Source organism: Synergistaceae bacterium (assembly GCA_017444345.1).
GTDB lineage: Bacteria > Synergistota > Synergistia > Synergistales > Aminobacteriaceae > JAFUXM01.
The window spans coordinates 15,226-42,219 of the sequence record JAFSWW010000008.1 but is presented as its reverse complement, the minus strand read 5'-3'; the positions used below and the strand labels follow the sequence as shown (position 1 = coordinate 42,219).

The window sequence follows — 26,994 nt, the reverse complement described above, 5'->3', positions numbered from 1 at the left end:
TTTGTATAAATGCAATTTTTTGCCGCGAATTTTTTACGTTGTGCGGTGGAAAAATTATCTAGGGCGGGCGGGTGGGAGGGACTCACTTTGCGGCGGGGAATAATTTTATATTTTATATATTTCTAGTTCTCTCATAAAATGCTATAATCGATAAAAATTTTTATTCCCGGAGAAATATTTAAACATGAATAATAATAAATTCGACTCTCGCAAAGTAATAATAACTGGAGCAGGCATAATAATTTTTTTGCTTGCTGGCGTGCTTACTATGTTTATGATTCCTTATAATGATAATAATAATAATAGTAAGCCCGAAAAAATTCCCGTTCAATCTCAGCAAATTAATAATCAAGTTATTCAAGCAAATAATAAACCTGAAAATTTAGAGCCTCCCGCAAATAATAATAATATAAAATCTGACTGGTTCATTTACGTTACAGGAGCAGTGAAGACTCCGGGCGTTTATAAACTCTCTGAGGACTCGCGAATCTTTCAAGCAATTGACGCGGCAGGGGGATTTACTTCAAAAGCTGATCGGGCATCTATAAATCTTGCTGAACGTTTAATGGACGGAATGCACATTCATATAGCACAGAAGGGAGCGGCACAAAAAACTCCGGCACAACCTCAGCAATTAATAAGAATTCCCGGCGTTCAGGAAAATAATATAATTTCTTTACAGCCCGTTCAAGTCTCACAAGTAAGCAAACGAGCTAATAATGCAAATAATAATAATAATAATTTAATCGACATAAATAATGCTTCAGTTGAAGAATTGCAGAAATTAATCGGTATCGGCCCTGCACTCGCTAAAAGGATAATAGAATACAGGCAGTCACACGGAAAATTCACAAAGCCTGATGACTTAATACAAGTTAAAGGAATAGGCCCGGCCAAGCTCAAGAAAATGAAGGATCAAATTTTGATACGCTAATATAAATATGGAAGTCTTAAGACGCGCTCCCATGCTGGGAATTCTTGCAAGTTTGGTGTCAGGCCTTGCTCTGTATGACAAAATAGGCGGTCTTGCATTTGTTCTCGTAGTACCGTTAATTTATTCGGCTATAATGTTTTTATCGTATGAGAATGATTTGCCCGGAGAATGGCAGATATTTTTTTGCGGACTGATTATTGCGCTGCTGTGTTCGTTAAGAATTTACGCGGGAATTTTCACGCCTGAAATCAATAATAAATCTATAAATAATGCTCAAGGCGAAATTATTTCAGTCAGGACATGGGGACGAGCTTATATAGCAGTAATAGAAATCGTGAACGAGGGACGATTTATAACGAGACTGCAATTTGCTGAATTCTTACCGGGCGACAGAATAAAATTTGACGGATCTATAAGACCTCTTAAGCATTCACGAAATAATAAAGATTTTGACGAGTCAAGATACTGGGGAGCTCGTGGAGTTATAGGCTGGGTAAAATTATATGACGTTCAAGAATTGCCTAAAAAATTGAGTCTAGCACTTATTAGGCGTAAAATCTCGCGTTTCTTAGGAATTTATGCGCCTGATTTGACCGGAAAATATTTAAAAGCTGCATGGCTCGGAGAAAGGAGCGACTCACTGAATAAATCTCACAGGAAATGGGGCACGAGTCATTTATTAGCTGTCTCAGGCTTTCACGTAGGAATGTTTATATTATGCTTGAGCTTATTATTCGGGCAAAAAATTTTATTATTATCATTCTTAATGTGGCTGTATATATTTTTAACGGGGGCTGCTCCCAGTGCAGTACGTGCGGGCTTAATGATTCAAACTGGTTTGCTTGCGTCAGTTCTTGGCCGTCCAGTCAGTGCAGTAAACAGCGTGAGTCTTGCAGGTGTATTATTGCTATTATATTCGCCGCTTTATTTCTGGGATATAGGCTGGCGTTTGTCCGTCTTGTCTGCTCTGGTAATTTCTGCAATGGCCGCGACTCACAAAAAAATTATATGGCTCTTAATAAGTCCTGTAGCTGCACTCGTAACATTCCCGCAAGTTGCTTATACATTCGGGGGCGTGCCTTTAGTGGGTATAATATTAAATTTATTCGCGCCTTTGTATTTCTCATTTGCTTTCACAATTGCTTCAGTCAGTGCATTATTGAACATGATTAATATTTTATGGCCTTTATTTGCAGTCGAGGGAATATTTAAACTCTGGGAATTAAGCGCGGATTATATAACGAGTCTGATTCCTGCAGTAATTGAATATAATATTTTTATTGCTTGGGTAGGCTCAGGGACATTTATATATTTCATGTGTAAATATTTTGATTTTGCAGTTGCGAGAATATTTGCGATCATGTTAGTGGGAAGTTTTGCGGCGTTTATGATTTTCTTGTAAGAGTTCACAGGAAAATTTTTAATTTTGCTTCTCCCAGAAATTCACGGCTCTATCAAGCCAGCCTTCCGCAATAGTCCCTTCACCGAGTCCAAATCCGTGCGATAATCCCTCAAAAATTTCTATTTCTGCGTTAATTCCGTGAGCTTTGATTTTATTGATTCGATTCTGCATTATGCGATAATCTGCGATCCCGTCAAGAGTCCCTACACAGTTATAAGTCGCCGGTTCGTGTCCTGTTATTTCAGACAGGCCTGTATACTGCATTATTACAGCTGAAGGGCGGGGGAATTCCTTTTCACCGAAAAATTTTGTCCCGTAAGTTCCGAGCCATGCTGCCATTCTTGCGCCTGCACTGCCTCCCCAGAGTGAATAATTTTTTGTGTTGACCTGTAAAATTTCTGCGTTTTCGTGAATAAATGCTATTGCGCGGGCTAAATCTTCACAAGCTGAATCAGTTCCCGGCCTGTAAATTAAAGCAAAGGCGTTATAACCTTTTTTTGAGAGTTCGAGAGCATGAGGGAAGCTGTCATGAATCGCCCCGACATATACAAAACCTCCGCCGGCATTACAAATTGCAAATTTTGCGCCTCTGTTGCCCCTAAAGAAAAATAATCCCGTATTTCTTGAGCGCGGGTCATTTTCCGGATATATTCTATAAAAAATTTTATTGCCCTGTTTTACCTGTGATGACATGTAATTAATTATTTCGACAGTTCGAGCCGGTTTTATATTGTTATACCATGTGAGCCGCAAATTTTCTAAAGTATCGCCGCCGTAATAGCTTGAATTCAACGGAAATATAAAATTCCCGTAATCGCCGAATAAAGAATTATTAATCACGTCGGAAATTTTTGTGTTCTCATCAAAAGCAAAGGCATAAACTGCCCTGAAATTAATCAAGCATAAAATCAAGGCAGCTATAAATTTTATTCTAGTATTCATAATCAGGCGTTAATAATTTCATTAATTCGTCATCGTGCTTATAACTCAAAGAAGGCTCATTATCAAATATCATTGTTGCGCCCTCTTCACGTGTATATGCTTCCCAGCCGGGATTACCTGTTTTAGCAAAATTTACCCATGATTGACTCATTTTCTCAGCGAGTGCCTGAGCCTTTTCTCCGCCCCCTGTTGCTGTATCGCTCAATGTAATATTATTAAACACAAATGGTAATTCCGAACAGTGATAAGCCATTGCATAACCTCCCATTACCGGAGTCTCCCATGTGAAAACATAAGCATAAACAGGAGCACCATTTTGAGACGCTTTAATGTTCATAGTTTTTAATGCGCGAGTCCTCAGCCATGTATCAATATATAAGGCATCGGCTTTTTTCTTGTTTGGATATGCTTTAATAAATGCCTTTGTGATTGCGTCTGATTTATCGCCGTATTTCTCCAGTAATTTCTCGTTAATTTGCGATTCTGACCAGAAATTTTTATTATCGCTTTGAGTTCGTGCCATGTTCGCAAATAATGGGACTGTCTGCCATTCGTTTAAGCATGAGCCTATTAATAGGGGGATATTCTTTGCTTGTTCAGTGAATCCGCTTTCTACCGGGTCAACTTGAATATAATCGCCGTCCTTCACCGGAGACCATGAATAAATTTTCTCACCCTCTTTAATTGCTTGTGCCATTGCTTTATTTGCTGCTTCTATTAATTTAGCATATGGGACATTTTTTAATTGCGAAATGTTTTCAGGCGAAATATTTAAATTTTCAAGAGTCAATTCAGCGACTCGCCGTGAAGCCTTCTGATCCGGTAAAGTTATTCCCATGAGTTCAGCTGCTCCGCTTTGTTCGATTGCCTTGTGAAATAAATTTTTAGTCGCAGGAACTGCCATAAGAGTCAAAATTTTTGCGCAGCCTCCTGACTGCCCGAATAAAGTAACATTATTTGGATCGCCGCCGAATTCAGCAATATTATTTTTCACCCATTCAAGAGCTGCAACTAAATCAAGAATTCCGAGATTTCCAGAGTATTTATATTCTTGTCCATAAGCCGATAAATCAAGAAAGCCTAACACGTTAAGCCTGTGATTTACTGACACTACAACGACATCGCCCGTGCGTGATAAATTTTCACCGTTATAAATATCTTCGACGCTTGAAGAGCCAGCCTCAAAGCCTCCGCCGTGAAGCCAGATCATTACAGGACGTTTTTTGTTATCGAGGCCGGGAGTCCAAATATTTAAATTTTGACAGTTATTATCCTGCGTGTAATTTTTCGGAGTCCATAAAGGCCAGTACCAGTGAGCAGGGAACATATCATTTTGCTGTGAAGTTAATTGCGGTGAGATATTGCCGTAAGTTACAGCCATTTTGATTCCGTCCCATGCTTTTATTTTAGTCGGAGGCATAAATAAATCTGCTTCAGCGTAAGGGACTCCTAAATAAGTAAAAATATTATTCCTGATATAGCCCTGTAATTTTCCGCCCTCGATTTCGACAACAGCAGCGTCCGGCCCTGAAATAATTTCAGCAGACGACACACCGATAAAACTAAGCGCAATGATTAAAGCAGACATAAAAATTTTTTTATTCATGATTTATTATTTACAACCCTTTTGACTCCAGCCATTTTTCTATGTGATCGGCTATTTCTTTATTATTCAGCTCCTGAAACATAAAATGACTATTTCCGGTTATTTTCTCGTCAGGAAGATATATAACTGTCGCATCTCCGCCGTCTTCGTTGTAGTGTTTTGCGAAATCCCGGCATTGATCTAATACACTTTTCCAAAATGCTGTACTCTTTATATCATTAGGGCCGTTATTTATATAATCACCGAAATAAAATATCATGGGAATTTTTGCAGCTACAAATTTTTTATAGTTTTCACTGCCTACTTCAGGAGCAAATCCCGGTTCAATTGCAACAATCGCCGCAATATTTTCAGTGTCAGTCTGCCAGCCCACGCGCCCGCCCTGTGAATGAGTCAAATAAATAGCTTTCTTGCCAGTCATAGAACGCACTTCGGATAATACAGCACTTAATGCCGAGCCTAAAATTACTACGTCATAATTTCCTGTATTAGGAGTCATTTGACGCAAAAATTGATTTAATGCCGCCTCACCTTCAGGAAATTGACTCCCTTTATAACGATTCGGAGTCCCCCGTCCGATTCTGAAATGAGTATACCACGCTTGATCTCCCGGATTATATTCTGTACCGTTTGCACGAGTATCCATGTCTCCGGTTATGATTTTGACGGTTGAACCTGCTGCCCCGCGTCTAGGTTGATCAACGAGAAATGCCGCGCGCCCCTTTCTTAAAAAAATATCGCTCCAGCCCTCGCGTCTGTCAGGTGTTGACTGCCAGCCCGTTCGAGTCTGTCCATAACCGTGAAGATATACTATCGGAGATTTATTTTTGCCGTCTGGAATCTGGTAAAATACATTTGCGTGATCGACATGCGCCGTGTTTCCTGCTCGTGAATAATCCAGCCAGTTTTCAGAAATATTAAACTCGCCCGGCAGCGGGTCTGTTACTGTTCCGCCAGCTGAAAAAATACCCTGCTCGCGAATTATTAAAGGCTCACTTGCAAACGCTGATACACTCATAATAAATAATAATAATAATAATGCTGCTAAAAATTTTTTCATAAATAACACGCTCCTATTTTAATTTTGAGTATTCTTCAGGTGATAAGAATCCATGCCACGTAGTTTTTGTATCTTCTCCGGGGACTTCTATAGCAACATGCTGAAACCATGAGTCTTTTGCTGCTCCGTGCCAGTGCTTAATATTTGCGGGAATATTTACGACATCACCGGGCATTAATTCTTGTGCGGGTTTGCCTTCTTCCTGATACCAGCCCCGGCCTGAAATCGCAATTAAAATTTGTCCGCCGCCTTTTTCCGCGTGATGTATGTGCCATTCGTTATAGCTTCCCGGCTCAAAAGTTACGTTAAAGACTCCGGCCTGCTGCGTAGATACAGGAAATAAAAAACTCTTCCCCGTGAAATGTTCTCCAGCTATATTATTAAGAATCCCGACCGGGATAATTTTGCTCATTCCGTCCGGTAAAAAATTAATTTTCCTGAAATACGCTTTAATATAGCCCATTGCCTGATTAAATGTGTCGCCCTTAAAACCGTGATCTCCGTTATTAATTACGTGAAATTCTGAATCAGGATAAATTTTTGCGGCTTTTTGCGAGTACTCAATCGGGACAATAAAATCTTTATCGCCATGTAAAATTAATACAGGCTTTGAATATTTTGGCATGTCCGAGTAAATATCATAGTCCCACATGTCATTAACATAAATCGGACCCACGTCAAGCCAGCCGTTATAGCTATAAACAGGGGGGCAATCTTTTTTTTCCGCAAATTTCTTGTGTAAATCATCACGAATTATTAACGCAGGATATAGCAAAACGAGTCCCGCAATCTCTTCAGCATGACGAGCAGCAGTTATAACAGAAACCGCCCCGCCCTGCGAGCCGCCTATTATAGCAATTTTTGAAGAGTCAACGAATTCCCATGACTTGGCAGCTTTTAACACGCATTCTAAATCTTTAACTTCAGTCATTACTGACATTTCTGTTGTGTCGCCGTCGCTATGACTCCCCGGTGTGCCGTCCATTCTTGTTTTAGGCCCTCCACCTGCAAAATCAAACGTGTATACAGCAATTCCCAGACTCGCAAGTGCCTCGCCGTATTGAGGCCAGCCCCGTGAATAATTGCTCCCAAGTTCGTGCGCTGCAATCACTAAAGGAACACGCGAAAATTTTTCAGTCTCAGGCATATAAAGCAGACCTCTTAAAATTTTGCCGCTCTCATGATTAATTACGTTCATGGGTATAACTTGATGAGAAAAAAATTTCTGTTCTGAATATGCAAACCCGGTAAAACTTGTTAGAATTGCCAAGCTCAATAATATTAATACAAATTTTTTAAGCACGAATATAACCCTCCTGAAAATTTTTGACTCAATAATAACAATCGATTTATACTATCGGTCAAGCGTATATTTATATATTATTTATTAAGGAGCGAAAAAATTTCATGATTTACACAATGATGCAGGCTTGCAAAGAAACGGGCATGACTTATCAGGGACTAAAATTTTACTGCAACGAGGGACTAATTCCAAACGTGAAGCGCGATAAAATTAATCGGCGAATCTTTGACGAGCGCGATATTGCATGGATTAAGAGTCTAACTTGCTTGAAAAATTGCGGAATGACTCTTCAGGAAATGAAAGAATATATACTAAATTATGCCGTGAGGGAGCAGCAACGATTCCAGCTAGGAAAAAAATTTTAGCACGGAAAAAATTACAGCTACAGGAAAATATAGCAGCTCTAAATTTTTCGATTGAATATATTGACAATAAACAAAAATTTTATGATGAAGTTCTTTCAGGTGAACGCGAATATTTTAGCAATTTGCTCCCGTGTTCGTGCGAATCTAAATGAGCATATAATAAAAATTTTTTGTCTTGTGAGTGATTGCTATTACTAAGAAAAATTAACTTTTTTGTAGCTGTAAAAGTAGCTGTAAAAATATGCAGCTCCCGTTAATTTTCCGAGAACTGCATTTAAGATTTATTTTAGCACTAGGGTATTATTTTTTGCGCTCATTGAAAACTTCATTTGCGATTCTCAAAGCGTTTAGAGTCCTTGGGAAGCCTATATAGGGATTCATTGTTGTAATTACTCCGATAACTTCTTCATTTGTTGCACCGGAGTCAAGAGTCCCGATTACGTGTGATTTATATTGAGCCTCTGCCGTTCCAAGTGTGCCTATTACTGCCATTGTCAGCATTTCACGAGTCTTATAATCAAGAGTCCCCCGCGTGTAAATATCTCCGAAACAATAAGCCGATAAATTATCTTGTAAATGTTTCTGATAGTCCGGAGTCGAGTCTCTCATTTGATTAATTCTTTCACCGTACTTGCTGACTTGAAAATTTAATCCCTTCTCAAATCTGTCTGAATCTGTAGTAGTTCCTTGATTCTCAAGCGGTAATTTTACTCCCTTTGCTGTAAAAATTTCATTTGCGATGTCTAATGCCTCAAAAACTTTCGGGAATCCTATATAGGGCGCAACATGATAAAGTGCCTCGCGGATTTCAATAGGCTTAATTCCGAGTGCTAGAGTCTCATTAATTACACGAGCTAAAAATTTGTGATTCTGATTTGTAGTTAATACAACGATTCTAATTAATTGACGCTCCATATCTGACAATTTTATTTGCTGGGATAAATCGCCGTAGATATATTTTTTCATGATTGCTGCGAGTTCGGGATCATTTTTTGACTCTGGCATTGAATCAGATCCGTTCATTTTCGAGTAATTCTCATCGGCAATCTTTGCGCGGTCATATCCGTCAAGAGTACTTGCGAAAACTGGCATTGCGAATAATATAATGCTCAATAAAATTATTGCAATCTTCATATTTATAGAGTCCTCCCGAAAAATTCTTTCAGCTTATTAATTTCCTGCTCAACATATTCGGGAACATAATAAGTCTGAATGTGATAGGCACCGGGAATCAAGAATAATTCTTTATCGTTAGTGCCTGCTGCTTTCTCTATAGCGTCCTCGCTCAAATAAAGAGAGTCGGCAATACTTCCCGCCATCATTAATAACGGCACATTAATTAATTTAATATTGTCTACAGCGTCCCATGACATTAGCTCGCTTAAACTTGAACGGGTATACTCAAATGTCGAATTAGGATGCCTGTGAGTCTTGCCGTAGTATTTAATTCCCTCGCGATAAAGATCATTAGCAATTTTTTCTATGCTCTCATCAGTCAATGAGTCAAAATCTACAGTCCCGGCCGCTAAAATTTCGCCCTTAATCTGTGCATTGCGAGCGTCTGAAGCCTGCTTTAAAGTGTCTTGAATCTTGTTAATTTGCGAACTCATATAGCCCTCACGACGAACCCGCCCAGTGTTAAACATGCTAAGAGTCGCTACAGATTTCACGCGTTTTTCTGACTTGGCAGCATTCAAAGTATAACCGCCGCCTCCGCAAATTCCTAACATGCCGATACGATTCGTGTCAACTCCGGGATAAATGCTCAATAAATCGACCATGCCGTGTATATCTTCAGTTCTGAAAAATGGTATATCGGTGTGTCTCGGCTGCCCGCCGCTTTCTCCCTGATAAGCAGCATCAGCAGCTACTGTGATATAACCAAGTTCGGCGAGTTTCTGCGCAAAGAGTCCGGCTACTTGTTCCTTGACTCCTCCATTCGGGTGCGCAACTGTTACAGCAGGATATTTTTTTGACGAGTCATAATTCGCAGGCGTATAAACATTTGCAGCAATTTTTATGCCGTTAAGCTCGTAAGTTATCGGGTGGACGTTGACTTTTCCGCTTACATTTTCAGTGATTGCCCCGTTATATACAAAACCGAATTGATTATTATTATACGGAGTCGGCTTTCTCTCTTGAAAACTTTTGACGGGACTCATGTCAGCAAATGCTGCCCCTACGAACGCAAATAATACTATCATTGTAAATATTGCAAGTCTCATGATTAAGTACCTCCATAAAAAAATTTTCTTGCAATAAATATATCAACAGGTTGTAACAATCGGTCAAATTTTTGAAAAATTAAATATGCAGCTCCCGTTAAATTCCGAGAACTGCACGATATTTTATAGCAAAAATTTATTTTGTTCGTCTGGCTGCTTCCTTTGTAATTACGTCATGCGCTCCGCCTTCTATCAGAGTTACAGGCGATACAAGGGTGATTCTTGCTTTCTCCCTCATTTCGCACAAATTCAACGCCCCGCAATTGCAGAAAGTAGATCTTATCTTGCTTATTGTCTCCGTTAAATTATCGCGGAGACTCCCCGCATATGGGACGTAACTGTCGACTCCTTCTTCAAACGATAATTTTACTTGTGAAGTATCGCCCGAGTCATATCTCTGCCAGTTCCTAGCACGTGAAGACCCCTCGCCCCAGTACTCTTTAACGTAATTCCCATTTACCATAACTTTATTTGTAGGACTCTCATCAAAGCGCGCAAAATATCGTCCCAGCATACAAAAATCCGCTCCCATTGCTAGAGCCAGCGTTATATGATAGTCCATTACAATTCCCCCGTCTGAACAAATCGGAATATAAATTCCAGTCTCAGCAAAATATTTATCACGGGCATTTGCAATTTCTATAACTGCTGTAGCTTGTCCGCGCCCGATTCCTTTTGCTTCACGAGTTATGCAGATTGAGCCGCCGCCTATTCCTATTTTTATGAAATCTGCTCCTGCCTCCGCTAAAAATTTGAATCCTTCAGCGCTTACTACATTGCCCGCACCGACTTTAACATCATCGCCGTATTTATCGCGAATCCATTTAAGAGTCCTTCTCTGCCACTCCGTGAATCCTTCAGACGAGTCAATGCACAGAACATCCGCCCCCGCTTCGAGTAATGCCGGGACTCTTTGTTCATAATCGCGAGTGTTAATGCCTGCTCCCGTCATGTAACGTTTTTGAGAGTCAAGCAATTCTAACGGGTTCTCTTTGTGCATGTCATAATCTTTGCGAAATACAAAAGCGACCATGTTGCCTTTATCATCGATTACTGGCAGCGAATTTAATTTATGCTCCCATAAAATATCATTTGCTTCACTTAGGCTTAATCCGTCATGAGCAGAAATTACTTTATCGATCGGAGTCATGAAGTCTCTGACTTTCAAGTCTAAATCAGTGCGGCTGACTCTGTAATCGCGGCTCGTTACGATTCCCAGTAATTTGCCCGTCAAGCTCCCATCATGAGTTACTGCAACTGTTGTGTGTCCTGTTAATTCTTTCAGCGCAAGAATATCCTTCAAAGTCTGATCCGGCCCTATTGCTGAATCATTTGCGACAAATCCGGCCTTGTATTTCTTGACTCGTGCTACCATTTCGGCTTGTTTCTCGATTGGCTGAGAACAGAAAATAAACGAGATCCCGCCCTCACGAGCTAAAGCAATTGCCATATTGTCATCAGATACTGACTGCATTATCGCACTTGTAAGGGGGATATTAATCGAAAGGGGAGATTCTTCACCCGCCCTGAATTTACAAAGAGGAGTCCGCAGTGAGACATTTGACGGCACACAATTTTCAGATGAATAATTCGGCAGTAAAAGATATTCAGAAAACGTGTGAGAAGGTTCGCTAAAAAAATAGGCCATGAAAAAATTTTCTCCTTTCAGATTATATTATTATAATTATTGCTGCAAAAATTTATACAGCTTTTGTCTTTACCCTATTCTACTCGGCTGCGCAGCAGTCGGGTGGGCGGGTGGGAGTAGAATAAAATATGTTTTTACCCTACACATATTAACTAGCAACAAAAAATTTGCCTTGTATGATAGCACATAAAATATATAAGAATATTTCAAATAATTAATGCGTGTATAATAAATTGCAAATTAACTCAGGAGATGAATTTATTATGATACTCGGAACAGTGCAATATCCTTCACGTTACAGCGGACTCGGCGAGCGTGTGAAAAAAGGTCTTGAATACATTTCTGAACACATAAACGAACTAGAAAATTTCAAACCGGGCAGATATATAATTGACGGGAATAATATTTTCTTTGAGATTAACGAGTCAATTACGACTAAACCCGACGGAAAATTTTTCGAGACTCACAAAAAATATATCGACATTCATATAACACTAAGCGGTGAAGAGTGGTTCGGTTATGCCATGATTGACCAGCTGAAAGAGTCAAAGCCCTATGACGAATTAACTGATACAGCATATTACACCGGTGAAGGAATTTATAATCAAGTACCGCCCGGACATTTTATATTATTTATGCCTGAAGATGCCCATAAATGCGGAGTATATTTCCAGAATCGCGGCACTGTTAAGAGTCTTGTCCTGAAAGTGAAAATCTAAATGCAGCCGGATATTTTTTTCATGAATCAAGCTCTAAATCTCGCAAAAAATGCACTCTCACGCGGTGATGTTCCCGTCGGAGCTGTAATCGTAAAGAATAACGAGATTTTATCTTCAGGGAGCGACAAAAAATTTTTAGATCCCACCGAACACGCCGAAATCATTGCGATCCGTTCATGCTGTGAGAATTTGCAAAGATGGAATCTTTCAGGCTGCACAATGTATGTAACTCTTGAGCCTTGTCCCATGTGTGCCGGAGCTTGTGTTAATGCCCGATTATCGCGGGTCGTTTACGGTGCAAAAAATTTCAGGTCAGGAGCCGGCGGAACTCTTTATAACATTTTGAGCGACTCAAGATTAAATCATATTTGCAAAGTAGAGTCCGGAGTAATGGCCACTGAATGCGCGGAAATTTTGCAGGAATATTTTATTATCAGAAGGGGAATAAATAAATGCTGCCTACATGTTTAATTTCTGACTTAAAAATTTATCAGCCCGGCGAGAACACTAAGCAGCTTGCTAACTCCTTAGAATGTCCCGAACTGGCCGCAGGTGTCTTAGATATGCTTAAGGGCGGGGAAGATTTGGACTCTTTGCGCGAATGGATTCACCCTGATTTCACGAAACAAATAACAAATTTGAATCTCGGCGAGTCAAGCAAGGCCGCTAAAACTTTATGGGAGTCTAAAAGCTCATTCGGAAATGTCTTAGTTTACGGAGATTATGACACTGACGGAATTTGTTCAACTGTGTTAGCAATGGAAATTTTTAGACACAAGGGCGCGCAGGTACGTTATTTTATTCCCAAGAGAGATATTCACGGTTATGGATTGAACGCCGGAGTCCTTGAAAAAATTGCTGGTACTGGCTGCAATACTCTTGTTGTAGTTGACTGCGGGACAAATGACTCTGAAATGTTAGAGAATTTACGCAGGGCCGGTATAAATATTTTCGTGTTCGATCATCATTCAGTTTCTGCGCCTGTTACGATTAATACAATCGTGAATCCCGTTCAGAGTTCGCAGGACGAGTCACAAAAAATTTGCGCGACTGCCGTATTATGGTGCTGGGCATGGAAGGAAAATATAATTTCTCGTGATTTCCTGAAATATCAAATTGATCTGGTAGCACTTGCAACTATTGCCGATTGTATGCCGCTTCATAATTTGAATCGTTCTCTAGTAAGATTCGGAATGCATTTAATGCGTACAAATCCCCGGCGCGGCTTGAGTGCTTTATTTGACTGTCTAGGCATAAATAAATCGCAATTAACAGAAGAACATTTATCAATGCGCATAATTCCATGTCTGAACGCTCCCGGGCGAATTTCTACGGCAGATGTCGGAGTCCGTGCTTTGTTAGGTTCGGGCAGCAATGACGCAATTTATTCATGTGTGAACGAGTTAACGAGAATCAACCGTAAACGCCAGACTTTAACGGAAAATATAGCAAAGGCAATCGATGACTCTTTATCAGCCGGGAAGATTCATAATAAAGTTTTATATAATGACGCTTGGCCGGTGGGAATCTTAAGCGGTGTTGCAAGTAGGATTTGTGCGCAATATAATATCCCGATAGCCTTAGCTGCTCCTGTAGAAGGCGGAATAATTCGGGGGACTTTGCGAGTTCCTGAGGGCGGCGATGCAGTAGGAATTTTGCGCGAGATCTCCGAAAAGTTAGACGCATGGGGAGGCCATAAATACGCGGCCGGATTCTCAGTGAGGCCTGAAAATTGGCGGGAAGTCCGCAAGATTCTTGATTCACTTCTCACAAATATAGAGATAATCCCCGGCACTCAGACACCAGTAATAAATATTGAACCTTCAGATATAACAATTTCAGATTGGCGCGCTGTCTCTGCACTGGGCCCGTTTGGTAATAATAACCCTTCGCCGAAATTTTATATTGACCCTGATATAAACAATACTGAAATAAACCCGATGGGTAAAGACGGCAAACACAGTTATATACGAGTTAATAACGCGAAATTATTAGCATTTAACACCTCGCCTAAAGATGTAGCAGACATGTTAAAAAATGGCGTTAAAGGTTGGATTTATCATCCTAGATTAGATTATTGGAGGAATGAGGAGACTCTGCAATTTATTATCGATTATGCAGTAACTGAAACAAAAGGAGGCGTTTAAAGAATGCCCAAAGATAATAAGAAAGAAGAGAATAAGGCACTAGAGACTTTAGAAATGGGCGGCGATAATTTTTTCTCGTCTATTATTAACAGTGTCCCGTCAATAGAAGATAATTCGACAAATTATTTGCATGAGATGTCGAAATTACGTGATGAATTCTTTTCGCGGATTCCTAAGGACTCACAGCAGGAGTGCGTGCGTTCGCTTTGGCAGGATTTATGGACAAAATCAATGCTTTCATTGACTCCTGAACAGTTAAACAGGCTCGGCGAGGCTTTTGTCTTTGCTGCTCAAGCCCATAAAGACCAGTTCAGGAAATCCGGAGAGCCATATATAATTCACACTTTGAGTGCTGCATTAATTCTTGCTGGTATGAGACTCGACATGGCAACTCTTGAAGCTGCTTTACTTCATGACGTGCTAGAAGATACAAGCGTTACAGCTGACGAAATGCGCGAAAAATTCGGGGAAGATGTATTAACGCTCGTTCAGGGAGTTACGAAACTGGCCGGCAATGAAGTTAAAGAATTCATGTCGCGTGAAGATTTAACCGGTGAAAATTTGCGGCGTATGTTTGTCGTTATGGCTCAAGATATTAGAGTCGTCCTGATAAAACTTGCTGACAGACTGCACAACATGAGGACTCTTAACGTTATGAGACCTGACAAGCAAGCCCGAATCGCCCGTGAAACTATGGAAATTTACGCGCCCCTAGCACACAGACTCGGAATCTATCAGATTAAGCGGGAACTTGAAGATTTATCATTTATGTATTTACACCCTGATATTTATCACGAGGTAGAATATCGCGTAAAAAAGAAACTCCCTCAAATGGAAGAAGTTATTAACAAAGCCCGCAAAGTTCTTGAAGAGAGACTCCAGAAAGAAAATATACCGTGCAGAATCAAAGGCCGTTCAAAGCATTATTACAGCATATACGAGAAAATGCAGCGCAAAAAATTATCGTTTGATGAACTCTATGATATTCTAGCTGTTAGAGTCTTAGTGTCTGATGTGTCAACTTGTTATGCAGTTCTCGGAATAGTCCACGCTTTATGGGTACCAGTTCCCGGACAATTTGATGATTATATTGCTACTCCTAAGAGTAACATGTATCAATCTTTGCATACGACTGTAATGGCGTTCGGGGTGCCTTTGGAAGTACAAATCAGGACTTATGAAATGAATCACTTCGCAGAGTACGGAATCGCGGCTCACTGGGTCTATAAATCAGGAGGCGGCAAAAAGTTAATTAAGGGACTCGACGCAAAATTAATGTGGGTACGTCAAGCACTTGAGGCAGGCCAAGAGGGAGACTCTAAAGAGTTTATGGAAGTCTTGAAGAGTGATATTTTACTCACAAGTGAAGTATACGTTTTCACACCGGACGGGAAGCCCATAATTTTGCCGAATGGGTCAACAACTTTAGATTTTGCTTATTCAGTGCATACTGAAGTCGGAAATCACTGTGTCGGAGCTATGATTAACGGCCGAATAGTCCCGCTTAATACTCAATTACACAGCGGCGATATAGTAAAAATTTTGACTTCTCCGCAGGGGGCGCCTTCTAAGGACTGGCTAAAAATTGTCAGCTCAGGCAAAACCCGCGCGAAAATCCGGGCATATTTCAGGCAGGCCGAGAAGACAGAACGGGACGAGAAAATAGAACGCGGCTGGAAATTAATAGAGCGGGAATTACGAAAACGGGGACTCAATGACGTTAAACGCGAAGATTTCGGGAATATCGACGATCAATTAATATCAGTAGGTTCGGGGTCAATAGGGCCGGGAGCAGCGGCACAAAAAATTTCACTGGCATATTTACAGCATCATTCGCCTGAGCCTCAAAATACACCGCTTGAAATTAAGAACACGCCAGAAGTTCGTAAACGCGAAATAAAATCGGATATTTTAGTAGAAGGCGAGTCAGGAGTCAGTGTTACCCTTGCAAGCTGCTGTGATCCAGTCCCCGGCGATGAAATTATAGGATATTCGACTCATAAACGCGGAATCACTGTACATAGAGTCGACTGTCCCAGCATTCAGAAACAAAATCACGAGCATAAAATCAACGTAACATGGGCCGATCAGGATAAAAGCATTATACCCGGACGAGACACGAAATATTACACAGCAAGACTCAAAGCTGAAGGAATTGACCGTGAAGATTTAATTTCTGACGCAACAAAGGCACTCGGACTCAACGGCACGGGAATTTTAGGGATTAAAGCCTCAATGGTAGGAAATAGTTTAATGCGCATGAGAATAGATATAAGAGTCAGGAATCTCGAAAATTTATACTCTGCTATGGCAAGATTGAACGAGGTTCGCGGCATTATGGAAGTTACAAGGGGGTAAAATTTTGCGTTTATTAATTCAACGAGTAAAGCGGGCTTCAGTATTAATTAATTCACAAGAAAGACGCTCAATTAACAAGGGAATTTGCGTATTTATAGGAGTAACAGACGGCGACAATGAGTCAAAAGCTGACTGGCTGGCTGAAAAAATGACGGGCTTGCGTATATTCGAGGACTCAGAGGGCAAGACAAATTTATCATTAAGTGAAGTCAACGGAGAAATATTATTAGTCTCTCAATTCTCGTTATATGCTTCATGCGTTAAAGGCCGCCGGCCAAGTTTTACAGGAGCAGCGAGTCCCGATTTAGCAGAGAAAATTTATAATTATTTCGTCGATAAAGTAAAATCATATGGATTTAAGACTAATTGCGGGGAGTTCGGCGCAGATATGGAAGTTGAAATAATTAATGACGGCCCATTAACTTTTATAGTAGACTCTCCGGATAAATAAAATAAAATTATATATATTTCTTGAATGCTTGAATTTATAGATATAGAAAGAAGGAATTTATTAATCATGAATTATAAACGCTTCCCACTGGGAGCATTATGGACAAATAGTTATTTATTCTGGGACGAGAACACAAAGCAGGCTTTTCTTGTTGATCCGGGCGGAAAGACTGACGACGTTAAAAAATTTCTCGCTGATAATAATTTAAATCTCACAATGATTTTATTGACTCACGGTCATATAGATCACATTGCGGGGATTCATGAATTAGTGCCTTTTGTCGGGAATAATATTTATATAGGCAGCAAGGACGCTCATTCACTCCGAAAACCTTCAAAGCAGCTGCAATCTTTGTTAGGCGTTCACTGTGAGGGCTTGAGTGATTTCAAAGAAGTTAAAGACGGTCAGATTATACAATTTCCCGGCTGTGATATAAAAGTTATTGAGACTCCCGGACATACTGAAGGCGGAGTCTGTTATTTATTGCAGGGCCATAATATATTAATTGCCGGTGATACTTTATTCGCTCAGAGTGTAGGACGGACTGATTTAGAGGGCGGCGACGAGGTCAAACTTGAGTCATCACTGCGAAAACTTGACGAATTCCCCGACGGTTTAAGAGTTTTGCCCGGTCATGGCCCTGAAACTAGCATAGGCGCAGAACGTGAATTAAACCCGTATTGGCCGCGTTAATGGAGAATTACAGAAATGTTAAAATTTTTCTCTAGTATGCTTGGCCTTGATGTCGGAATAGATTTAGGCTCGTCAAATATAGTCGTTTATGTAAAGGATAAAGGCATAGTCTTAAATGAGCCTTCAGTTGTTGCAGTAAAAAAATTGCCGCGCGGTGCAGGTTTTGAGATTATAGCGGTCGGTCGTGAAGCTAAAGCAATGGCCGGGAAGGTTCCTGCGGGAATTAGTGCGATTTGTCCGATTGAAGGCGGGGTAATCTCAAATTTTGACGTAACTCAAGAATTAATTAAACACTGTCTCAAAAAAGTTTGTTCGGGAAGTGCTTTCATGACTCATCCGCGTGTAGTTGTCTCGATTCCTGCGGAAATTACCGGAGTCGAGCGCAAGGCCGTTATTGATGCAACACTCGGAGCAGGTGCAGGAGAAGCATATATCGTTGAAGAGCCTATCAGTGCAGCATTAGGGGTCGGACTCCCGTTTGATAAGCCTAATGGGTGCATGGTAATTGATATAGGCGGCGGCACAAGTGAAGTCAGTGTAATATCTCTAGGCGGGATTGTTGTTACAAGTTCGCTCAGGACAGCTGGCAAAATGATGGATAATGCAATAACAGCAATGATTCGTCAAAGATATTCGCTCTTAATCGGAGATAACACGGCTGAAGAAGTCAAGAATACAATCGGGTCGGCTTTACCCATGAGTCCGGAGCTTGAAATGAACGTGAAGGGGCGCGATTTGTCGGACGGACTGCCTAAGAGTGATATTATTTCGTCTATTGAAGTCCGTGAAGCAATGGAGCCTATTTTTATAAGCATTGAAGACATGGTAAAAGTCGCTCTTGAGAAAATGCCGCCCGAACTCGCAAAGGATGTTGTTGACAGAGGAGTTATTTTAACTGGCGGAGTCGCTTTAATGAGGGGATTTGCTGAAAGACTTTCACGCGCTATAAATACTCCTGTAATAGTTTCTGAGAGTCCGTTATATTCTGTTGCACTGGGAGTCGGTGAGATTCTGAAAAATTTAACGTCAATGCGCAGGATATTAAAATCAGTCGAACGCGGCGCAAGATAAAATTTTTATATGGACAATTTTCGCAGCACTGTTAGAGAATGGGCTCACGGTTTAACGGCTTTGATTCTGGGATTATTTTTGCTTGGCATAAGTTCGGGACTCGGCATAATAAAAAATATCGTTGATTTCTGGGCCGCTTTATTGTCAGTTCCTGAATATCCGGCTGTCATAATGCGAGAGTTTTATATAAATTGGCGTTCATACTCTCACGATAAAAATTTTTTGAATGACGAGATTACTCGATTGCGTGAAGAGAATTCTATATTGCGTCTTGAACTCGCTAAAATATTGAGCCGGCAAAATTTTCAAGTCTCAAGCAATGATATACGAGTTGCGCGTGTAAATTTACGTGCTCCCATGTCATGGTGGAATGAAATCAGAATAGACCGAGGCGAGCAGGATAAAATCACTCAAGGACTGCCAATTTTCTATAACGGCTATTTAATCGGGCGGGTTAGTTCAGTGTCGTTAATGTCATCATGGGCCGAATTAATAACGTCGTCAAGTTTCTTAGTTCCTGCAGTAATAGAAGAGACTCGCGAACTCGGAGTCGTTACAGGCGACGGAAATGGGCGGGTCTTACTGCGTTATATACCAGCTTCAAAGGGTGCGGCTCGTGCGGGAATGCGAATAAGTACGGCAATGATAGGCGAGCAGTTCCCTTCAGGTTTGCCGATCGGGCGGGTCAGTAATGAATTTACAGTCGGGCCGGACGGTTACGCGACATATAGAATAGAACCGGGCGCGGATTTGTCGAGATTTTACACGGTGAATTATTGACATGTTATTAATTACTTTATGGCTCTTACAGGATTTATTGACGGTATTCAGCGGCGGAGGTATGCAGATTCCGGGGTTATTTATGCTGGGAATCGTGTATAAATTATTGCTTGATAAGAATGACGAGGACGGACTCTGGGCAATTTGGAGCGCATTTGCCGGGGGAATTTTATGGGATTTGCGCTGGGTAGGGATTCCCGGATTTTTCACGCTGGGATATGTCGCCGCCGTCATGATTGTTATACAAGTCTGGGCGTTTATTCCACCTCAAGGCCGAGTCTCAGGGAGCGGATTATTAATTTTTGCGTTGTTGGAAGTCTCGCAGCTATTACCGCCTATGTTACCCGTTTTGATACTGGGAGGCAGCACGGGAGGTAATTTTTTCATTTGGCAGCAAGTTTACTCATTACCGGCTATATTATTGACGCAGTATATTTACTCGCAGAGAGTGAAGGATTTGCAGAAAGTATGATATAAAATATTGCGCGGGCTTATTCGCGTAAAAGGGGGGGAATCTTTTAATAAAATATGGAAATATTAGATAACAGGCTGAAATTATTTCTTTATTGTATGAGTCTTTCTTTCTTGATATTAATCAGCGGGTTATATTTTTGTCAGATCTATCAAGGCGATAAATATATCAGGCTCGCACATAATAATAGATTGCGCGTTATGAGGTTTGCAGCACCACGCGGAGAAATTTTTGACAGGAACGGAGTCCCCCTCGCAGTAAATGACACTACATTTTGTATAATGGGTTATCCGTTGGATTTGAACACGCCGGAAAAACTTGAGAGACTCAGCAAAATTTTAATACGTCATGGGATTCCGATAACTGTAGAAGATTTAGAGAAGACCATAAAGCAGCAGAGACTCGCTCCATATAGAGTAATGCGAATCGTCCCTAATTTGACAATGACTCAAATGGCCGAATTAGTTGCAGATTATGAATTCCCGCGAGAATTATTCCCGTTGAGTGTCTGGCGCAGGACATATCCGGCTGGGAGTTTGGCGGCGAATGTTTTAGGCTATGTCGGTGAAATCTCAGAAGACGAGTTAAAGGCACGTGCTGAAGACGGTTATACTGGCGGCGATTTAATAGGCAAGTCGGGAATTGAGAGATCCTACGAGGAAATTTTGAGAGGACACCCCGGCCAAGAGGCTTTGGAAGTTGACGCGAGGGGGCGCAAGATTCGGACACTTGACTCAAGCAACGCAGTAAAGGGAGAAGATTTGCATTTGACTCTTGATATGTCGGCTCAAAAATTAGCGGTTGACTTATTGAAGGATTATAAAGGCGCGTTAATTGCTATGGACGTTCAGACCGGTGAAATTTTAGTATTAGCTTCAAGTCCCGTCTATGATAATAACACTTTAACATGGGGAGTCTCTGCGCGTGAATGGAACTCAATAATAAATAATCCTGACAGACCCATGTTAGATAGAGCCATTGCCGGAGTTTATCCCCCTGCGAGTACGTTTAAAGCGTTTATGTCAATTGCTGCACTTGAAGAAGATATTATAAATATTTCGAGTTCATTTGCTTGTCGTGGAGGTCTGAGACTCGGCTCGCATTTATTCAGGTGTTGGAAACATTCAGGGCATGGGAGCTTAAATGTAATAGGAGGTTTGCAGCATTCCTGCGACGTATTTTTTTATCAGGTTGGACTCAAGGCCGGAATTGATAGACTCGTAAAATGGGCTAGAAGATTTCATTTAGGCGAATTAACTGGCATTGATTTACCCGGAGAAAGAGCGGGACTCCTTGCCGGGCCTGACTGGAAAGAAAGACGATTCAAGACTCAATGGCTCAACGGCGACACAGTAAATTATTCAATCGGTCAGGGCTATGTATTAATGACTCCGATTCAGATTGCTAGAGTCTATGCTGCTATAGCGAACGGCGGCAAATTAGTAACTCCACACTTGAATATAAAAAATTTTAAGCGTCCTGAAAATATGAGCTTAGATCCTGAAAAATTAGCGATCGTGCAAAGAGGACTCGAATATGTTGTAAGCAGAGGGACAGGCTCAAGGGCTGGGCGGTTCGGTGTGAGTATCGCAGGAAAAACGGGAACTGCTCAGAATTCACACGGACCCGATCATGCATTATTTGCGGGATATTCGCCTGTTGAGAGTCCTAAATATGTCGCAGTAGCAGTTGTTGAAGCAGGCCGGCACGGTTCGAGCGTCGCAGCTCCTATGGTCGGTCAGATTTTAGCGCATTTGTTATCGCATTAATTATGATAAATAAATATAAAAATTTAATTTTCACGCTATAATTATGAATTATGTTAAATTTATTGAATAAATTAAGAAAGCCTGAAGCATATTTAAAACTTGAGCGGACTCATTATGGGATAAAAATATTTTTGCCTGAGAATGTCAGCGAGAATGCCGTTATAAGAGCGTTAATGAAGATTAAGGCCGACTCCTATAAATTGCCGGAGAATCAGGGAATCGCTTTCGATTTTGCGGGGCGTTTGTGTACTAGAAATTTGATTCTGCACATGTTGAATAGCTTAATATGGGAGAAGGGCTTAAAAGTTATTGCTTGGCTCTCTAGGAATCCTGACACTTTGAAATTATTAAATGAGGCTGGACTCTCAACAAGTGAACCGGCTTTAAATTTACAGGACAAAGCGCAAGACTCTCAAGTTAAGCACGAGAAAGAAAGCGAACATAAAATAAAGATTCCCAGAGTCAAAATAGTATACGGCTCAATGAGGGGCGGCCAAAAAGTTGAGACAGAAGGCGACGTGCTTTTATGGGGGCATTTGAATCCCGGTGCGGAAATCATTGCGGGCGGAAGTATAATCGTTGCTGGGAAGCTGCTCGGAGTAGTTCACGCGGGAGGACTCGCAGCTAATCGCGATGATGTTTTCATATGGGCGGGACATTTTGAGACTCCTCAAGTTAGAATCGCTAATAAATTATGTTATGTAGATCCAAATTCAGCAGCTTACTGGCGCAAAAGTGTCTTGATAACTTTGGAAGAAAATACGCCGGTTATACGAGAAAATAAATTTTAGGAGGGTATTTGTCGTAAATGGCAGCACGTGTAATAGTAACGACTTCAGGAAAAGGCGGAGTCGGTAAAACAACTTCAACAGCAAATATAGCAGCAGCTTTAGCAAAATTCGGCAAAAAAGTTGTAGCAATAGATGCTGATGTAGGACTGCGAAATCTTGACGTAATAATGGGACTTGAAAACAGGGTAGTATATAATTTCATTGACGTAATCGAGAAAACTTGCAAAATTTCTCAGGCTCTAGTAAAAGATAAACGGGTGCCGGGACTTTATTTGCTACCAGCAGCACAGACTCGGACAAAGGACGCAGTTAATCCCGAACAAATGATCGCTTTATGTGAAGAGTTAAAGCCTGATTTTGATTTTATTTTGCTTGATTGTCCCGCCGGTATTGAAGGAGGATTCAAGAATGCAGCCGCCGGAGCTGATGAAGCACTTGTCGTAACAACCCCGGAAATTCCCGCAGTTCGTGATGCTGATAGAATTATCGGAATGCTTGAGTCCATGGGCAAATCTCCGATCAGATTAATAATAAATCGCCTGCGTCCTAACATGGTACAAGACGGGGATATGCTCGCAAAAGATGATATATTAGACGTATTATCAATTGAGTTAATAGGCGTAGTTCCTGAAGATGAGAATGTAATACGCTCAACAAATAACGGCGAGCCAATGACTATGAGTCTTGATTCACCTGCTGCACACGCATATTTGAACATAGCAGAAAGATTACTAGGCCGGGACGTGCCATTAATGGATTTAGAGAGTTACGCGGGGCGGGGATTCTTTAGCTGGATTAAGAAATTTTTTTCCGGCGGCGGTAAAAAGAAGTAAAGGAGTGATTTAATAATGGGATTCTTAAGCAGACTATTTGGCAGCGGAGACGGTAAAGATTCAGCAAAACGGGCAAAGGATCGTTTACAAATTATCTTGATAAATGACAGAAGCGACATAACGCCGGATTTACTCGAAAATTTGCGCGAAGAAATTGTAAATGTAATTATTAAATACATGGACATAGAGCGCAGTAAAATAGAAATCGATTTCGAGAAGGAACAGGGAGCTACAGCCCTAGTAGCAAATATCCCCGTTTTGAGAATCAAGCGCGGCGGAAGTATCGCGTTAGATTAAATAAAATTGTTGTCTTCGCTGAAAGAAGATTTATCCCTCACAGATAGAATCATGATGTTGTGTGCATTTATGCTCGGTTTGTGGGGGGTGTTCTGTATTTACAGTGCGGCAGGCGGGGCAAACGGGCGCGGCTTTGATTATGCATTGAGGCAGGCTGCTTGGCTTTTCGTGAGTCTTGCTGCTATGTTAATAACTATGATGATAGGCCATAGAAATTTTCTTGAAGGTGCCTATTATTTATTTTATTTGACGTTGATATTATTATTATTGACGGCATTACTCGCTCCTAAAGTTAAAGGCGCACAAAGCTGGCTGGGATTCGGGGGGATTAGATTTCAGCCTTCAGAGTTTGCAAAGATTGCTATAATTTTAGCGATGTCTAAATTCTTTTCACGTTATCCGCCGTTAGATATAAAAACTTTTTTTGCCGGACTGGGAGTTATTTCGCTGCCTGTCTTGCTTGTATTATTACAGCCTGATGCAGGGAGCGCGCTCGTTTATCTCGTAATATCATTTGGAATGCTGCTCACAGCTGGGACTCCGTTAAAATATTTAGGAAGTATTATCGGGCTCGGACTTGCTTCACTGCCAGTATTAATTATGTTTGTCCTGAAAGATTATCAGATTAATAGATTGCTTGTATTTCTTGACCCTATGAGAGATCCCTTAGGTTCGGGTTATAATGTTATTCAATCAAGAATCGCCGTCGGTTCGGGAGGTTTTGCGGGTAAGGGTTTTATGCTGGGAACTCAAAGCAAGCTGAAATTTTTGCCTGAGCCTCATACAGATTTTATATTTAGCGTGTTCTCTGAAGAATTCGGCTTTGTCGGGAATATTATATTAATTGCGTTATTTGCTTTGTTATTATTCAGAATAATTTTAACGGGGCTTAAGTGTCGTGATAGACGCTGTAAAATTTTGACTTCAGGCGTTGCGTCTTGGCTATGGTTCCAAATGTTTGAGAGTATAGGCATGAGCATAGGAATAACACCCGTTACAGGTTTGCCGCTGCCATTTTTGAGTTACGGCGGGAGTTCTTTATTAGCTACGTTTATAGCACTTGGCCTAATTGCTAGTATATATATTGAAGAAGTCAATACTAAGCGGAGATTTTGATTTTCACTATTCTACTCGACTGTGAATACAGTCGGGTGGGCGGGTGGGAGTAGAATAAAACGTGAATTTGACGCGATATATTATTATCTAAGCAGAATAAAACGTGTATACGGCAATAAAATTTATATACAATAGCGGGTGTAAATAGAATTAATATATACAGGCAATAAAATAATCACTCACTCGCGAGCATAATATAATATAGCTAATATATAATTAGGGAGAAAATATAATAAATGAACTTTGCAGAATTTGACTCGCCTGAATGGAAATTATTAACGCAAGTTTCTCGGCCTTCCCGTTATTCCGGATCTGAATGGAGACCGCATAAAAAATTGAACTGGGATGACTCGAACTTAAAAATTTGTCTTGCATTTCCTGACGTTTACGAGATAGGCATGAGTTATTACGGATTCCAGATTATAGAGAGCTTGATTTACTCACTGAATAAAGATAATAAAAAATTTTTGCCCGATAGAGTTTATTGTGCTTGGCCTGACATGGAAAAATTAATGCTTGAGAGCAACACGCCTTTAATCTCGATTGAGCAGCGCAGGAAAATAAAAGATTTTGACGTTCTTGCGTTTACTATGCCTCATGAAGCGAGCTATACGAATATATTAACTATTTTGAATTTGTCAGGCATAAAATTAAAGAGTATTGACAGAGATAATGACTCGCCTTTAATAATTGCCGGAGGTTACGGGGCATATAATCCTGAAGTAATGAGTGATTTTATAGATTTATTCTGCGTGGGAGAAGCTGAAGCCATTTTGCCGGACTTATTGAATAATATAGAGTCATGCAAAAAATTACCCCGTTTTGAGAAAATAAGAGAGCTTGCTAAATTGCCCGGAATCTATGCGCCTTTATACCCCGTAAAAGTTACGCGCCAAATCACGGAGAATTTATACACGTTAAAATCTATGATAGTTCCGAGTGTAAATATAGTTCATGATCGAGCAGCTATAGAATTATTCAGAGGGTGCGGGAGGGGCTGTAGATTCTGTCAAGCCGGCATGGTAAACCGTCCGGTCCGTGAAAGAAATTTAGACGAAGCCGCTCAATCTATCAGGGATATTATAAAGTCTACAGGCTGGGAAGAAATAGGCTTGTTATCTCTTGCGTCGTGTGATTATTCAGGTATAGAAAATTTAATAGATTTATTGACTCCTGAGTTAAATTCTAGGCACTCAAAATTGAGTCTTCCCAGTTTGAGAATGGACGGATTTTCGATCGGGCTTGCTGAAAAACTCGAAGGGATTCGCTCGCGTCATGGCAGTATAACTTTTGCACCGGAAGCAGGGACTCAGAGATTGCGCGATGTAATTAACAAGGGCATTAACGAAGAAATGATTATAAATTGTCTTCGTGAAATTTTTTCAAGAGGCTGGGAGCGCGTAAAATTATATTTCATGATGGGACTTCCTACAGAACGGGAAGAAGATTTGCGGGCAATTGCTGAATTATCGCAGGAGGCACTGAAGCTAGCTCGTTCAATGGGTAAGAGGCGCGTTACTGTGAGTGCTAGCGTTTCCGGATTCGTTCCTAAGGCTCACACACCTTTTCAATGGGAAGAACAGGACTCAATACAGGAATTACGCGATAAAGGACGATTTATTAAATCACTCATACATGACAGGGCATTATCAATCGCATATCATGAGCCCGAACAGACATTTTTAGAGGGCGTATTATCACGAGGCGACAAATTAACAGGACGAGTAATTTTGCGGGCATGGGAGACCGGCGCAAGATTTGACAACTGGACGGAATATTTTGATTTGAGTCGCTGGCTTGAGGCATTTAATTACTGCGGAATAAATCCTGAAAACTATACGCGTGAGAGACGAGAAGACGAGATTTTATCATGGGATTTCGTTAATGTCGGACTCACAAAAAATTTTTTATTGCGTGAAAGACACAGGGCGTATTCAGGAGAATTGACTCAAGACTGCATAACCGGCTGTGCAGGGTGCGGGCTGGGCTGTAAGAATAAGCAATGATAAAAT

General features: G+C 40.8%; 25 protein-coding genes. 18 read left to right on the top strand and 7 right to left on the bottom strand.

The features are described 5' to 3' along the window. Positions 1 to 184 precede the first annotated feature (184 nt). On the top strand, positions 185 to 934 hold the full coding sequence (locus IJS99_00415; protein ID MBQ7560283.1) for a helix-hairpin-helix domain-containing protein: 750 nt from the start codon (positions 185 to 187) through the stop codon (positions 932 to 934). Between the two features lie 7 nt (positions 935 to 941). Further along, a complete protein-coding gene (locus IJS99_00410; GenBank protein MBQ7560282.1) occupies positions 942 to 2,336 on the top strand; it encodes a ComEC/Rec2 family competence protein in 1,395 nt (464 codons plus the stop codon). Between the two features lie 18 nt (positions 2,337 to 2,354). Here IJS99_00410 and IJS99_00405 read toward each other — a convergent pair whose 3' ends face one another. The 4 genes from IJS99_00405 to IJS99_00390 are packed head-to-tail and all read right to left on the bottom strand — an operon-like array spanning position 2,355 to position 7,247. Further along, positions 2,355 to 3,278 (bottom strand): alpha/beta hydrolase, encoded by a 924-nt coding sequence (locus tag IJS99_00405; protein ID MBQ7560281.1) that lies wholly within the window; start codon positions 3,276 to 3,278, stop codon positions 2,355 to 2,357. Beyond that, positions 3,268 to 4,884, bottom strand: a complete 1,617-nt coding sequence (locus IJS99_00400; GenBank protein ID MBQ7560280.1) for a carboxylesterase/lipase family protein — start codon at positions 4,882 to 4,884, stop codon at positions 3,268 to 3,270. Before IJS99_00400 ends, IJS99_00405 begins: the two co-directional genes overlap by 11 nt. A 10-nt stretch (positions 4,885 to 4,894) precedes the next feature. Beyond that, positions 4,895 to 5,944: an alpha/beta fold hydrolase gene (locus tag IJS99_00395; protein MBQ7560279.1), complete on the bottom strand. Its 1,050-nt coding sequence runs from the start codon at positions 5,942 to 5,944 to the stop codon at positions 4,895 to 4,897. Between the two features lie 13 nt (positions 5,945 to 5,957). Next, a complete protein-coding gene (locus tag IJS99_00390; GenBank protein MBQ7560278.1) occupies positions 5,958 to 7,247 on the bottom strand; it encodes an alpha/beta hydrolase in 1,290 nt (429 codons plus the stop codon). Between the two features lie 104 nt (positions 7,248 to 7,351). Here IJS99_00390 and IJS99_00385 point away from each other — a divergent pair, with 104 nt between their 5' ends. Further along, a complete protein-coding gene (locus IJS99_00385; GenBank protein ID MBQ7560277.1) occupies positions 7,352 to 7,612 on the top strand; it encodes a MerR family transcriptional regulator in 261 nt (86 codons plus the stop codon). Positions 7,613 to 7,912: 300 nt separating this feature from the next. Here the strand turns inward: IJS99_00385 and IJS99_00380 are convergent, their stop codons facing one another. The 3 genes from IJS99_00380 to IJS99_00370 all read right to left on the bottom strand — a co-directional run bounded on the left by IJS99_00380 (position 7,913) and on the right by IJS99_00370 (position 11,485). After that, complete coding sequence (locus tag IJS99_00380) at positions 7,913 to 8,746, bottom strand: carboxymuconolactone decarboxylase family protein (protein ID MBQ7560276.1); 834 nt, start codon at positions 8,744 to 8,746, stop codon at positions 7,913 to 7,915. 2 nt (positions 8,747 to 8,748) lie between these two features. Then, positions 8,749 to 9,837 carry an alpha/beta hydrolase gene (locus IJS99_00375; GenBank protein MBQ7560275.1) on the bottom strand — a complete coding sequence of 363 codons (1,089 nt, stop codon included), beginning with the start codon at positions 9,835 to 9,837 and terminating at the stop codon, positions 8,749 to 8,751. Positions 9,838 to 9,973: 136 nt separating this feature from the next. Next, positions 9,974 to 11,485 (bottom strand): IMP dehydrogenase, encoded by a 1,512-nt coding sequence (locus tag IJS99_00370; GenBank protein ID MBQ7560274.1) that lies wholly within the window; start codon positions 11,483 to 11,485, stop codon positions 9,974 to 9,976. A gap of 263 nt (positions 11,486 to 11,748) precedes the next feature. Here IJS99_00370 and IJS99_00365 point away from each other — a divergent pair, with 263 nt between their 5' ends. The 15 genes from IJS99_00365 (at position 11,749) to IJS99_00295 (ending at position 26,988) form a co-directional block, all read left to right on the top strand. Next, entirely contained in the window at positions 11,749 to 12,204 is a 456-nt protein-coding gene (locus tag IJS99_00365; protein MBQ7560273.1) for a YhcH/YjgK/YiaL family protein, read from the top strand. Continuing rightward, positions 12,205 to 12,675 (top strand): tRNA adenosine(34) deaminase TadA, encoded by a 471-nt coding sequence (gene tadA, locus IJS99_00360; protein ID MBQ7560272.1) that lies wholly within the window; start codon positions 12,205 to 12,207, stop codon positions 12,673 to 12,675. Continuing rightward, on the top strand, positions 12,657 to 14,351 hold the full coding sequence (locus IJS99_00355; GenBank protein ID MBQ7560271.1) for a DHH family phosphoesterase: 1,695 nt from the start codon (positions 12,657 to 12,659) through the stop codon (positions 14,349 to 14,351). Before tadA ends, IJS99_00355 begins: the two co-directional genes overlap by 19 nt. Positions 14,352 to 14,486: 135 nt before the next feature. Beyond that, complete coding sequence (locus IJS99_00350) at positions 14,487 to 16,709, top strand: bifunctional (p)ppGpp synthetase/guanosine-3',5'-bis(diphosphate) 3'-pyrophosphohydrolase (protein ID MBQ7560270.1); 2,223 nt, start codon at positions 14,487 to 14,489, stop codon at positions 16,707 to 16,709. A 4-nt stretch (positions 16,710 to 16,713) separates the two neighbouring features. Next, positions 16,714 to 17,160: a D-tyrosyl-tRNA(Tyr) deacylase gene (dtd, locus tag IJS99_00345; protein MBQ7560269.1), complete on the top strand. Its 447-nt coding sequence runs from the start codon at positions 16,714 to 16,716 to the stop codon at positions 17,158 to 17,160. 66 nt (positions 17,161 to 17,226) lie between these two features. Continuing rightward, positions 17,227 to 17,853 carry an MBL fold metallo-hydrolase gene (locus tag IJS99_00340; protein MBQ7560268.1) on the top strand — a complete coding sequence of 209 codons (627 nt, stop codon included), beginning with the start codon at positions 17,227 to 17,229 and terminating at the stop codon, positions 17,851 to 17,853. 15 nt (positions 17,854 to 17,868) lie between these two features. Next, entirely contained in the window at positions 17,869 to 18,924 is a 1,056-nt protein-coding gene (locus tag IJS99_00335) for a rod shape-determining protein (protein ID MBQ7560267.1), read from the top strand. Positions 18,925 to 18,933: 9 nt separating this feature from the next. After that, entirely contained in the window at positions 18,934 to 19,704 is a 771-nt protein-coding gene (locus tag IJS99_00330) for a rod shape-determining protein MreC (GenBank protein ID MBQ7560266.1), read from the top strand. Position 19,705: 1 nt separating this feature from the next. Then, positions 19,706 to 20,176: a hypothetical protein gene (locus IJS99_00325; protein MBQ7560265.1), complete on the top strand. Its 471-nt coding sequence runs from the start codon at positions 19,706 to 19,708 to the stop codon at positions 20,174 to 20,176. A 56-nt stretch (positions 20,177 to 20,232) separates the two neighbouring features. Further along, the gene (mrdA, locus tag IJS99_00320; GenBank protein MBQ7560264.1) at positions 20,233 to 21,945 is read left to right on the top strand and encodes a penicillin-binding protein 2; all 1,713 of its coding nucleotides are present in this window, start codon (positions 20,233 to 20,235) and stop codon (positions 21,943 to 21,945) included. A 62-nt stretch (positions 21,946 to 22,007) separates the two neighbouring features. Then, positions 22,008 to 22,736, top strand: coding sequence for a hypothetical protein (locus IJS99_00315; GenBank protein ID MBQ7560263.1), 729 nt, complete (start codon positions 22,008 to 22,010; stop codon positions 22,734 to 22,736). A 17-nt stretch (positions 22,737 to 22,753) separates the two neighbouring features. Next, a complete protein-coding gene (gene minD / locus IJS99_00310) occupies positions 22,754 to 23,569 on the top strand; it encodes a septum site-determining protein MinD (GenBank protein MBQ7560262.1) in 816 nt (271 codons plus the stop codon). Positions 23,570 to 23,584: 15 nt separating this feature from the next. Continuing rightward, entirely contained in the window at positions 23,585 to 23,866 is a 282-nt protein-coding gene (minE, locus tag IJS99_00305; protein ID MBQ7560261.1) for a cell division topological specificity factor MinE, read from the top strand. A gap of 51 nt (positions 23,867 to 23,917) precedes the next feature. Continuing rightward, positions 23,918 to 24,982 carry a rod shape-determining protein RodA gene (gene rodA / locus IJS99_00300; GenBank protein ID MBQ7560260.1) on the top strand — a complete coding sequence of 355 codons (1,065 nt, stop codon included), beginning with the start codon at positions 23,918 to 23,920 and terminating at the stop codon, positions 24,980 to 24,982. A gap of 236 nt (positions 24,983 to 25,218) precedes the next feature. After that, complete coding sequence (locus tag IJS99_00295; GenBank protein MBQ7560259.1) at positions 25,219 to 26,988, top strand: radical SAM protein; 1,770 nt, start codon at positions 25,219 to 25,221, stop codon at positions 26,986 to 26,988. The last annotated feature ends 6 nt before the right edge of the window (positions 26,989 to 26,994 follow it).